This is a genomic window from Mycobacterium sp. (assembly GCF_036273375.1).
Classification (GTDB): Bacteria; Actinomycetota; Actinomycetes; order Mycobacteriales; family Mycobacteriaceae; genus Mycobacterium.
Genome location: NZ_DASUHS010000167.1, coordinates 1 through 10,961, shown reverse-complemented (window position 1 = coordinate 10,961; position 10,961 = coordinate 1). Strand labels below are relative to the sequence as shown.

The 10,961-nt window shown below is 66.4% G+C and carries 13 protein-coding genes; 4 read left to right on the top strand and 9 right to left on the bottom strand.

The genetic code is table 11. The annotated features are described in order from the left end of the window. The first annotated feature begins 102 nt into the window (after positions 1–102). From VFW69_RS15850 to VFW69_RS15840, 3 genes are read left to right on the top strand one after another with little or no spacing between them, the layout of a single operon-like run. Positions 103–1,011 (top strand): HAD family hydrolase, encoded by a 909-nt coding sequence (locus VFW69_RS15850; protein ID WP_526502456.1) that lies wholly within the window; start codon positions 103–105, stop codon positions 1,009–1,011. A 44-nt stretch (positions 1,012–1,055) separates the two neighbouring features. Then, complete coding sequence (locus tag VFW69_RS15845; RefSeq protein WP_526502455.1) at positions 1,056–1,577, top strand: FAS1-like dehydratase domain-containing protein; 522 nt, start codon at positions 1,056–1,058, stop codon at positions 1,575–1,577. Then, complete coding sequence (locus VFW69_RS15840; protein WP_526502454.1) at positions 1,578–2,504, top strand: cyclopropane mycolic acid synthase family methyltransferase; 927 nt, start codon at positions 1,578–1,580, stop codon at positions 2,502–2,504. It abuts the gene before it with no gap. Positions 2,505–2,566: 62 nt separating this feature from the next. On the opposite strand, the gene VFW69_RS15835 is transcribed toward VFW69_RS15840, so the two are convergent. From VFW69_RS15835 to VFW69_RS15795, 9 genes are all read right to left on the bottom strand, one after another. Then, complete coding sequence (locus tag VFW69_RS15835) at positions 2,567–3,655, bottom strand: lysophospholipid acyltransferase family protein (RefSeq protein ID WP_526502453.1); 1,089 nt, start codon at positions 3,653–3,655, stop codon at positions 2,567–2,569. Further along, positions 3,637–4,764: an SDR family oxidoreductase gene (locus VFW69_RS15830; protein WP_526502452.1), complete on the bottom strand. Its 1,128-nt coding sequence runs from the start codon at positions 4,762–4,764 to the stop codon at positions 3,637–3,639. Before VFW69_RS15830 ends, VFW69_RS15835 begins: the two co-directional genes overlap by 19 nt. A gap of 51 nt (positions 4,765–4,815) precedes the next feature. Further along, positions 4,816–4,917, bottom strand: coding sequence for a 30S ribosomal protein bS22 (locus VFW69_RS15825; protein WP_003402602.1), 102 nt, complete (start codon positions 4,915–4,917; stop codon positions 4,816–4,818). 147 nt (positions 4,918–5,064) lie between these two features. Beyond that, complete coding sequence (locus VFW69_RS15820) at positions 5,065–5,322, bottom strand: cell division/environmental response transcriptional regulator (protein WP_040629292.1); 258 nt, start codon at positions 5,320–5,322, stop codon at positions 5,065–5,067. 138 nt (positions 5,323–5,460) lie between these two features. After that, positions 5,461–6,336: a pyrroline-5-carboxylate reductase gene (gene proC / locus VFW69_RS15815; protein WP_526502451.1), complete on the bottom strand. Its 876-nt coding sequence runs from the start codon at positions 6,334–6,336 to the stop codon at positions 5,461–5,463. A 27-nt stretch (positions 6,337–6,363) separates the two neighbouring features. Next, positions 6,364–7,215, bottom strand: a complete 852-nt coding sequence (locus VFW69_RS15810) for an acyl-CoA thioesterase (protein ID WP_526502450.1) — start codon at positions 7,213–7,215, stop codon at positions 6,364–6,366. A 26-nt stretch (positions 7,216–7,241) separates the two neighbouring features. Continuing rightward, positions 7,242–8,084, bottom strand: coding sequence for a sugar phosphate isomerase/epimerase family protein (locus tag VFW69_RS15805; RefSeq protein WP_526502449.1), 843 nt, complete (start codon positions 8,082–8,084; stop codon positions 7,242–7,244). Positions 8,085–8,098: 14 nt separating this feature from the next. Beyond that, positions 8,099–9,064 carry an Rv0497 family membrane protein gene (locus VFW69_RS15800; protein ID WP_526502448.1) on the bottom strand — a complete coding sequence of 322 codons (966 nt, stop codon included), beginning with the start codon at positions 9,062–9,064 and terminating at the stop codon, positions 8,099–8,101. Next, complete coding sequence (locus VFW69_RS15795) at positions 9,061–10,077, bottom strand: Ppx/GppA family phosphatase (RefSeq protein ID WP_526502447.1); 1,017 nt, start codon at positions 10,075–10,077, stop codon at positions 9,061–9,063. Before VFW69_RS15795 ends, VFW69_RS15800 begins: the two co-directional genes overlap by 4 nt. 119 nt (positions 10,078–10,196) lie before the next feature. Between VFW69_RS15795 and VFW69_RS15790 the strand changes: the two genes are divergently transcribed. Then, a partial coding sequence (locus VFW69_RS15790) for a DUF3109 family protein (protein WP_526502446.1) occupies positions 10,197–10,961 on the top strand: 765 nt, incomplete at its 3' end.

Here is a 10,961-nt window from a genome sequence, read left to right as displayed (position 1 = left end):
CGGGCTGGGACGCGTCAACGCCGCCACGTCATCTGCCCGATAGGGTTGAAGATCGGGACCCGCGGGGTCGCCAGGCAGCGCAGCGATCTAGGAGGTTTGACGATGACTTCCTCTGACCCGGGCAACGCCGACCACACCGGTCACGTTGACCTGGAGTCGCTGGCCGCGGACGCCAGCGCCGCCCGCGCGATCGAGGGCATGCAGGAAGCCGCCGCCTCGCAGGACCGTCCCCAGCCCCCGATCGACCTGACCGCCGCCGCCTTCTTCGACGTGGACAACACGCTCGTGCAGGGCTCGTCGGCGGTGCATTTCGGCCGCGGGCTGGCCACGCGCAACTACTTCACCTATCGCGATGTGGTCGGATTCATCTACGCGCAGGCCAAGTTTCAGATCCTCGGGACGGAAAACAGCAACGACGTCGCCGCCGGCCGGCGCAAGGCGCTCGCCTTCATCGAGGGCCGATCGGTCGAACAGCTAATCGCCCTGGGCGAGGAGATCTACGACGAGATCATCGCCGACAAGATCTGGCCCGGCACCCGCGAGCTCACGCAGATGCATCTGGACGCCGGCCAGCAGGTGTGGCTGATCACCGCCACGCCCTACGAACTCGCCGCGACCATCGCGCGACGGCTCGGCCTGACCGGCGCCCTGGGCACGGTCGCGGAATCCGTCGACGGCGTCTTCACCGGCAGGCTGGTCGGCGACATCCTGCACGGCACCGGCAAGGCGCACGCCGTGCGCTCGCTGGCAATTCGCGAGGGCCTCAACCTGAAACGCTGCACGGCCTACTCGGACAGCTTCAACGACGTGCCCATGCTGTCGCTGGTGGGCACCGCGGTCGCCATCAATCCCGACGCCCGCCTGCGCGCCCTGGCCCGGGAGCGCGGCTGGGAGATTCGCGATTTCCGCACCGCTCGCAAAGCGGCCCGGATCGGGGTGCCGTCGGCGTTGGCGCTGGGCGCAGCCGGTGGTGCGCTGGCCGCGCTGGCCTCCCGACGGCAATCGCGCTGATAGGCTGCGCCGCGCAGACACAATCGAGCAGAGGGCATAGGGCCATGACAGTCCCCAAGGAAGCCGAAGGACTCATCGGCAGCCACTACCGCGCACCGGATTACTTCGAGGTCGGTCGCGAGAAGATTCGTGAGTTCGCGCTGGCGATCAAAGACGACCACCCGGCGCACTTCGACGAGAGTGAATCCGAGAACGCTGGGTACACCGGCATGGTGGCGCCGCTGACGTTCCTCGCGATCGCCGGGCGCCGCGTGCAGCTGGAGATCTTCACCAAGTTCAGCATCCCGATCAACATCGCCCGGGTGATTCACCGCGACCAGAAGTTCAAGTTCCACCGGCCGATCCTGGCGCACGATAGGCTGTACTTCGACACCTATCTCGACTCGGTGATTGAGTCCCACGGCACCGTGCTGGCGGAGATCCGCAGCGAAGTGACGGACGCCGATGGGAACCCGATCGTCACTAGTGTCGTCACGATGTTGGGGGAATCGACAAACGAAGCCGACGTTGCAGCAACCGCGGCAGCAGTTGCATCTATATCCGCAGGAAAGTTAGGGGCGTTGTAAGTGTCAGCACAGCGGGAACCGGGAAGCACGCAGCTAAAGCCGCCGGTCGACAAAGTCCGGTCGCACTACGATAAATCGAACGAGTTCTTCAAGCTCTGGCTTGACCCGTCGATGACCTACAGCTGCGGTTATTTCGATGAGAACCCGGACCCGCAGAATCTGACCAAGACGCTAGAACAGGCGCAGTACGCCAAGCGCAAGCTGGCTTTGGACAAGCTGAACCTCGAGCCGGGCATGACGCTGTTAGACATCGGCAGCGGCTGGGGGTCCACGATGCGCCATGCCGTCGCCGAGTACGACGTCAACGTCATCGGTTTGACGCTCAGCGAGAACCAGCATGCGCACTGCGTGGCGGAATTCGCCAAGATGGACAGCCCCCGCCGTAAGGAGGTGCGGATCCAGGGCTGGGAGGAATTCCCCGACGAACCGATTGATCGCATCGTGTCGCTGGGCGCGTTCGAGCACTTCGCCGACGGCGCCGGCGACGCCGGGTATCAGCGTTATGCCACCTTCTTCAAGAAGTACTACGACCTGCTGCCCGACGACGGCCGCATGCTGCTGCACTCGATCGTGGTGCCCACCGCCGAGGAGGGCAAAAAGCTCGGGTTGCAGGTGAACATGACCCTGCTGCGGTTCATCAGTTTCATTTTGAAGGAGATCTACCCGGGCGGAAAGCTGCCGCAGGTCGATTTGGTCGATAAGTACTCAACCGACGCGGGTTTCCAGATCGAGCGCCACCACTTCATCGGCAAGAACTACGTGCCGACATTGACCGCCTGGGGAGATGCCCTTGAAGCGCACAAGGACGAGGCGATCGCCCTGAAGGGCCAGGAGACCTACGACATCTACCTGAAGTACCTGCGCGGCTGCTCGGACCTGTTCCGCGACGGCTACACCAACGTCTGCCAGTTCACGATGGTCAAATAGCCCGGCTCCCGAAAGGTCAACGCCATCGCGGATTTCCGCGGTGGCGTTTCCTTTTGCGCGACTCAGCCGAAGAAGATGTTGCGACGGCCGGCCAGCAGCCGGTACAGCGTCTGCTGGATGGTCTCCCGCACCTGGTCGGTCAACTCGAAGGTGACCATCGGGTCGTCGGCGTCAGAGGCCGCGTAGTCGTCGGTGTATATCGGCTCGCCGAACGCGATGTGCCACTTCGACGGCAGCGGCACCAGGCCCACGGGCCCGGCCAGCGGGAACAGCGGCGTGATCGGGAAATACGGCAGCCCGAACAGCCGCGCCAGCAGCTTGACGTCGGTCAGCATCGGGTAGATCTCTTCGGACCCGATGATCGAGCAGGGAATGATCGGCGCCTTCGTCCGCAGCGCTGCCGTGACGAATCCACCACGGCCGAACCGCTGTAGCCGATAACGGTCCTCGAAGCGCTTGCCCAGGCCCTTGTAGCCCTCCGGGAACACGGCGGTGAGCTCGCCGGCGGCGAGCAGCCGGTGCGCGTCCGTCGTGCAGGCCATCGTGTGGCCGGCCTTGCGGGCCGCCTCCCCCACCACCGGCAGATCGAACACCATGTCAGCGGCCAGTAGCCGCATGTCCCGCTGCGCGGGATGCTCATCGTGCACCGCCACCGACAGCATCAGCCCGTCGAACGGCAACACACCGGCGTGGTTGGCGACCACCAGCGCGGGTCCGTCATCCGGCAGATTCTCGATCCCGCTCACCTCGACCCGGAACCAGGATCGGAAGAACAGCCGCAGCAACGGCCGAACGATCGCGCTGTTGAAGTGCGGGTCGAAGCCGAACTCATCGACGCTGTAGTCGCCGGTGAGCCGCTGGCGGAGGAATCCGGCAACCGAGGCGACGCGCTGCGCCAAGTCATTCAGCGGCGCGTCGGCGGAAGACGCCCCCGCGACACGGCGGTGCTCGTCGATTTCGCGGACCACCGCCGCGATTTGCTCCGCAGATGCCCGACCGTTGGGATCAGAAAGCGAGGAGGGATGCTGGCGAGAAGACTCCGCCCGTTGATCCGCTCTGCGACGCGCTGCTACCCGACCCCGATTCGTATGCAGTGGAATGACATTCGCTCTGTTTTCGCCCGCCACGATACCTACCTGACCCCACCCCACGGAATTGGATTTCGGCTACCCCAGCGCTGAGCTACGGATATCGCGCGATCTTCCAAGGAGCGTACCCGAAGTGGGTCGATAATGGGAGTCAGGCTGCGGCCGCGAACGTAGTCGTCAAATGCCTCTGCCGTCGACCATTTCGGCTGGTAGGCGAGCTCGGAACGCATCCGGCTGGTATCCATGACACGGCCATAACTCAAATAATCGAACTGATCACGACTGATCTCGTTATAGCGATTGGCGCGGCGTAACGAATCCAGGGCCCAGACGCCGAAACCCGGTACTGGCAAAGGAATCCGGCCGGCCCGCCGGATCGCCTGCGACAGCATGATGATGCCTTCGGCGCCGATGTTGAACGTCCCCGCCTTGCCGGCCATCGCCGCACGCTCCAGCGCACCCAGTGCATCCTGCTCGTGGAGCAACTGCAGGCGTGCGTCGCGGCCGAACATCGTCGGCACCAAAGGCCCAGCCAAATAACGCGACAGCGTGGTGTCCATCGCCGGGCCGATCATGTTGGCCAGCCGCAGGATCGTGACGGCGATGTCGGGCCGGCGCCGTCCCAATCCACGCGCGTAGGCCTCGATGTCGAGGCTGTCTTTGGCGAAACCGTCGCGGAACGGCCGACGGCTGGTGCTGTCCTCGGTGAACATCACCGGGTCGTGAGCGCTCGAGCCGTACACCTCGGACGTCGACTTGAGCACGACCCGGCGCACCGAGGGCGCTTTCTGGCAGGCCGCGAACAGCTGCATCGCACCCATCACGTTGATCTCTTTCAACGCCGCGGTGCCGCCGGATCGCGGCGCGTACGACGCGGCCGCCGCGTGCACCACCGTGTCGACGTCGCCGTTGCGAATCACCTTGGCTATGAAGGGATTACGAATGTCGGCCCGGACGAACTCGGCGCGTCCCATCCGGCGCAGCATGTCCTTGCTCGGGGCTATCGCATCCACCGCGATGACCGCATTGATCATCGGGTTCTGCGCGAGCCGAGCCGTCAGGTAGCCGCCCAGAAACCGGCATGCGCCGGTGACCAGCACGATTTTGGGGTAATGCACGGTGTTGCCTGCGGTGTCGCCCGGCCCGGCGTTCTCCCCATTCGACGGATCCACTCGAACAGCCTAGCGGCCAGGCGAGACGGCGGCATCATGCCGCGGGCGGGGTTACTTACCGAGTTTTCTGCGCTGCACCCGGGTACGACGCAGCAGCTTGCGGTGCTTCTTCTTCGACATACGCTTGCGCCGCTTCTTGATTACTGAACCCATGAACTCCGCTATCTGACCGTGACCTGCTTCAAAGCTTGGACCCGGACACTTTACCCGGCGGAACACACCGAACGCCAAACCGGCATCGGCCCGCTCGCCGCGTAACCGCGGAGCCTGGGCGCCGCCCGCAAGCGGCACCGTTTCAGGTCAGCCGGCGTCGAAGTAGGACGTCTCCAGCATGTCGTGTACGGCCTTGGCGTGCACCCGGAAGGACCGGCCGACCCGGACCGCGGGCAGCTCGCCGTTATGCACCAACCGGTACACCGTCATCTTTGAGACCCGCATCAACGCCGCTACCTCGGCGACGGTGAGAAACTGCGTTCTGCCCTGCTGGCTGTCAACGGAACTGGCGTCCCGTGGCTTACCTGCAGCATCTCGCGCTGATGGCCCGTTACTAGACGTCATCGCAACCCAATCGTGTCAGGCACGCGCATGCCAGCGGCTTCCCCTCCGCTGGCACCCACACGTGCTTACAAGAGGAGAATAGCGGGACTAATGGGGTTACTGGTACTGGTGGGGGACAATCAGTTCAAAAAACTTGGATTACTCTGATGTAATTCTTAGCTGCTCAGAGCGCATTTTGGCGGCCTGAACGGCCGCGTCGACGGCCGCTCGCAAGCCCCCTCGTTCCAGCTCACGCAGGCCGGCCGCCGTGGTACCGCCGGGCGAGGTCACTGTCGCCCTCAGCTGCGTCGCCGTCGCGTCCACCCGCAGCCCCGGCGCCTCGGCCTCGCCCAGCCGCCGATCGGCGTCCATGCGCTCGAGCAGCATGGCGGCCGAGCCGGCCATGGTCTGCGCAGTCAGGTCGGCGGCCACCTCGCGGCTCAGGCCCGCGGCGACGCCGGCGTCGATCAGGGCCTCGACCAGCAAGAAGAAATACGCGGGCCCGGAGCCCGACAGCGCGGTGACGGCGTCCATCTGACCCTCCGGAACGCTCAGGACGCCACCGACGGAGTCGAACAGGGCCGATACGCCTTCGAGCTGTGGCGCGGTGACGAATCGTCCCTTGGCCAGGGCCGTGACCCCGGCGCCGACCAGGGCCGCCGCGTTCGGCATTGCCCGCACCACCGGCGTCCCTGCCGGGAGCTTCGACTCGAAGTATGTGATGGTGATCCCGGCCGCGACCGTGACGAAAACCTGTTCGGCGGTATCGCTCTCAGCGGCGGCAGCCGCGCGGACGACCTGTGCCATCACCGACTCGACGTCGGCGGGCTTGACCGCGACCACGACGAATGACGCGTTTTCTACCGCGTCGGATACCGAGCTGATCCGCACGGAATAGGTGTCGGCGAGATACTTGGCGCGCTCGGGAACCCGTTCGACCACCACCAGGTCTTTGACCTGCCGGCCCGCCCGCAGCAGACCCGACAGCAGTGCCTCCCCGATGCTGCCGCCACCGATGATCGCGATTCTTGCCATGCCGGAAAGCATCGCAGACACCGCGCGTCAGCGGGCGGCAGGGACCAATGCCAATTGCCGCGCCTGCACCACCAGGCGGCCCAGGCTGTCGACGACGGTGTGGTCCTCGTCGAACCAGTCCTGCCCGATCTCGGTGCAGGTCGCGATGATGCGCAGCCAGCCATCGGCCGGCATGCCGCGCAGAAACGCCGTGAGCTGGATTGTGGGCGCCCAGCCGGTGCGGTCCACGGTGAAGGTCACCGGCGCCGACAGATCGCCGCACATGAGCGCGAACAGGGCGTCCGGGGCCACACCGCGGGGTCGCGCCCACATCTGAATCACCGGCGGACGCCCGTCGCTGCGTGGCGCCATCGTCGACAACACCGGCCGCACGTCGCAGCCCTCCCCCAGGTGCACGAGGCCGGCCAGCGGATGCCCCGGCCCGATCGGCTCGATGTCGTCGGGTGGCTCGGGCGCCATCAGGTCCAGCACCGGGTTGGCCGACAGCAGCGGCCTGGCTACCCGTTCCGAACCGTCCCGATGCCAGTGTTCGGGTTCACCGAGGTTGACCACGGCGTGCACCGCGGTGCGGTCGCCCTGGTTGAGCTCGACGTCGACGACGCTGATCCGGCGGCCCCGCTTGCGGACCGAGGTCACCAACTGCACCTGACCGGGGTCGGGCGCCCACAGGAAGCTCGCGGACACCGCAACCGGCTGCTGGACCGATTCCAGCCCGTCGGACTGCCCACCGCAAGCGGTGCGGGCGGCGTTGGCGCAGAGCGCCAGCATCGCACCGCCGTGCACCTTGGGACCGATGGTCCAGCGCTTGTCGAGCTCGCCTTCAAAGACGCCTGAACCGACCTCCCGCAACGTCATTGCGGTGGTGAATAACGCACTCATGTTGTCTGGGTCTTCTCCTGGCTTGGTCAGCGCAGCAGATGCGTGCGGGCAAACTGCAGCGATTCGGCGAGCATGGCCTCGCGCTCGTTGGCGGAACGCGCGCTGGACGTCGACACCTCCAGGATGACGTGCCCGGCGAAGTGGCTGCCGGCCAGCATCTGGCACACCTCGGCGGTGGGTTGCGTGCCCCGCCCAGGCACCAGGTGCTCATCGGCGGGCAGACCGTTGCCGTCGCACAGGTGCAGATGCACCAGCCCGGCCCCCATCCGCTGGGCCATGTCCAGCGAGTCGGTGCCCGCGGTCGCGGTGTGGGACAGATCCAGCGTGTAGTGCGCGTGGTTGCCGTCGAGGGGGTCGTAGGAGGGCGCGAACGCCGAAATCGCCGCGCCGGGGCCGCCACCGCGTTTGCGCATCCGTTCCAGCGACTGGCCGGCCCCGAAAAGCCGGTCCGCCCGGAACGGGAACATGTTCTCCACGGCGATCACCACGTCGCTCGACGCTTCCAGCGTCGCCACCTGCTCGCTGAAACCCTCGGCGTAGCGCCGCTGCCAGCGAAACGGCGGGTGCACGACCACGGTCTGCGCGCCCAGTTGTTCGGCGGCGCGCACGCTGCGATCCAGCTTGGTGATTGGGTTGGCGCCCCACACCCGCTGCGAGATGAGCAGGCAGGGCGCGTGTACGGACAACACCGGAACGCGGTAGTGCCGCGACAGCTTCTTGACGGCGGCGACATCCTGGCTGACCGACTCGGCCCACACCATCAGCTCGACGCCGTCGTAGCCGAGCCGGGCCGCGTACTCGAAGGCGGCCTCGGCCCGCAACGGGTACACCGAAGCCGTGGAAAGGCCGACTTTGATGGCTGGGCGCACTGTCTACGGTGCCGCTAGCCCGATTGCAACGACAGCGCCAAGGGCCCCAGGGTGATCAGCGCACCCACCGCGACCGCGATCAACGTGCTGGCGATGTCCTCGGTTTTGCGAACCACCCGGACCCCGGCCACCAGACCCAGAATGACCAGCACCGATAGCACCAGCGCCACCAGGCTGTTCCAGCGCCACAGCTGGTCGAAGGCCACGAACAACCCGCCGCCGAACGCGACGGCCAGCATCGACTGCAGTACGACCAGGCCGCCGCGCCAGACTGCGGAGAATCTGCCCTGCTCGAGGTGGTCATCCGGCCCTGCGTCCGCGTGCCTGTCCTCGAGATCGAGGTGCTCGTCGCCGCCGAGCACTCCGGCGGGCAGCGGTCCGGATCCATCCTCGTCATCGTCCGAATCCCCGGACCGCAGGAAGGAGCGCACGTACGCGGAGTCCTCCAGCGCCGGTTCGGCCTCGCGCACCTCGGAGTCCATGACGTCCACCGGGACATCGGCGTAGTGATCCATCGGGTCGAAGCTCATGTCCTCGGCCCCGGAGCCCGGCTGCCGGGTGCCATTGGCGGACGAGCCCGCCGGGCCGGCCTCGGGCAACGGCCGCGGGTATTCGCTGCGTTCGGGCCCCGGCGCCCGCTTGGGCTGCGGCGGCGACTTGGGCCAGCGTGGCTCGGGCTCGGACCAATAGGGCGCCTTGGGCTCGCCGCTGGCTACGGGCGCGGCGGCTTTCGCGGGTGGGGCCGGTTCGACAGCGCCGATGGTGTCGGTGGCTTCGTATCCGGGTTCATCGTCGTCTTCACGGATCGCTGGGAGATCGCCGGTCAGTTCGGCTACCGTCACCGAGTCGCTGTCACCGCGCCGACGACGGCGCCGCCGGGTGACGGCAGGGGCACCGATGGTTCCGTTTTTGGCCAGCAATTCGGCAACCGAGATGGGCCGGGTGCCGGAGTCCTCGGCCTCGGAGTGCGGTCCGGTCATGGTTTGTCGCCTCTCGATCGGTTCTGATTCCGATCAACTACCTGACCTCCAGCATTACGCACCGAAGGCGCCATGAGGGCCGATCCGTCGGCTTCGCTGTCGAGTTTGCGCAAGATGAGACCTTCCCGTAATGCCCACGGGCAAATATCCACCGATTCGATCGACAGCGCTCGCATACTTGCCTCCGCCACCAGAGCACCCGCAACGATCTGCGGTGCCCGCTCGGCGCTCACTCCTTCCAGTTCTGCCCGGTCAGCGGTCGTCATCCTAGAGATGAAAGATATGAGTTGCCTGAGGCCGTTTGCTGTAAGCGTCCTCTTCACCCGCGGTCCGGCGCCCGATGGCGCCGCACCGGTGAGCCGCGCCAGCGAGCGGAAAGTCTTCGACGTCGCGACCGTCAGGTCCGGGCTGCCCGCTTCGAGGATCTTCACGCTGGTTTCGGAGAGCTCGGCGTCCAGCCAATCCCGCAGCATCGCCACCCGCCGCCGGCCGGGGGGATCGTCGGGCAGCCACTCGCGGGTCAGCCGTCCGGCGCCCAGCGGCAGTGACAACGCGACCTCGGGCTCCTCGTCCACGCCGCTGGACATCTCCAGCGAGCCGCCACCGATGTCGAGGTTGATGATGCGGCCCGCGCTCCACCCGTACCACCGGCGCACCGCCAGAAAGGTCAGCCGCGACTCGTCGACCCCGGTCAGCACGCGCAACTCGACGCCGGTCTCCTTGCGCACCCGGCTCAGCACGTCGTCGGAGTTCCCGGCGTCCCGGACCGCGGATGTGGCGAAGGCCATCAGCTCCGAGCAGCCCGAACTGTCGGCGATCTTGGCGAATTCGTCGATCGTGGAGATCAGCTTGTCGGCACCGCGTTTGGTGATCTTGCCGGCGCTGTCGGTGGCCTCGGCAAGACGCAGAGTGGCTTTCGTCGAACTCATCGGCGTCGGATGGCCGCCCCGGTGGGCATCGACCACCAGCAGATGCACCGTGTTGCTGCCCACATCGAGAACGCCCAGTCGCACGTAAACAACCTAACGAAGCCCCGGGGTCCGTGCTTTGCGCGACCCGGTCAACTCGCCGTGATCGCGCCCATACGGGTCCCGAGTGTCAGCGGCTCGGATGGGCCGAATCGTGGTCTAACGTGGATTGCGTGGCGAATTCGCACCCGGAACCGGGACAAGAGGTCGAACTGGATTTCGCCCGCGAATGGGTGGAGTTCTACGACCCCGATAACCCCGAGCACCTGATCGCGGCGGACCTGACCTGGCTACTCTCCCGATGGACATGCGTGTTCGGCACTCCGGCCTGCCGGGGCACGGTCCAGGGCCGCCCGGACGACGGGTGCTGCTCGCACGGTGCGTTCCTGTCCGACGACGACGACCGCGCCCGCCTGGATGACGCGGTGAAAAAGCTGACCGCCGCCGACTGGCAATTCCGCGAAAAAGGGTTGGGCCGCAAGGGTTATCTGGAACTCGACGAGCATGACGGCCAACCGCAGTACCGCACCCGCAAGCACAAAGACGCGTGCATTTTCTTGAACCGGCCGGGTTTTGGAGGCGGTGTCGGCTGCGCACTGCACAGCAAGGCCCTCAAGCTGGGCGTGCCGCCGCTGACCATGAAGCCCGATGTCTGCTGGCAGCTGCCGATCCGTCGCAGCCAGGAGTGGGTGACCCGGCCCGACGGCACCGAGATCCTCAAGACCTGGGTCACCGAATTCGACCGGCGCGGTTGGGGTTCCGGTGGCGCCGACCTGCACTGGTACTGCAGCGGCGATCCGGCCGCCCATGTCGGCGCCGAGCAGGTGTGGGAAAGCCTGGCCGACGAACTCACCGAGCTGCTGGGCGCGAAGGCCTACTCGGAGCTGGCCGCAATGTGCAAGCGCCGCAGCAAGTTAGGGCTCATCGCG

Coding starts and splice junctions, on each gene's coding strand:
- VFW69_RS15850 (WP_526502456.1), top strand. CDS start 103: ATGACTTCCTCTGACCCGGGCAACGCCGACCACACCGGTCACGTTGAC.
- VFW69_RS15845 (WP_526502455.1), top strand. CDS start 1,056: ATGACAGTCCCCAAGGAAGCCGAAGGACTCATCGGCAGCCACTACCGC.
- VFW69_RS15825 (WP_003402602.1), bottom strand. CDS start 4,917: ATGGGTTCAGTAATCAAGAAGCGGCGCAAGCGTATGTCGAAGAAGAAG.
- VFW69_RS15820 (WP_040629292.1), bottom strand. CDS start 5,322: ATGACGTCTAGTAACGGGCCATCAGCGCGAGATGCTGCAGGTAAGCCA.
- proC (WP_526502451.1), bottom strand. CDS start 6,336: ATGGCAAGAATCGCGATCATCGGTGGCGGCAGCATCGGGGAGGCACTG.
- VFW69_RS15810 (WP_526502450.1), bottom strand. CDS start 7,215: ATGAGTGCGTTATTCACCACCGCAATGACGTTGCGGGAGGTCGGTTCA.
- VFW69_RS15800 (WP_526502448.1), bottom strand. CDS start 9,064: ATGACCGGACCGCACTCCGAGGCCGAGGACTCCGGCACCCGGCCCATC.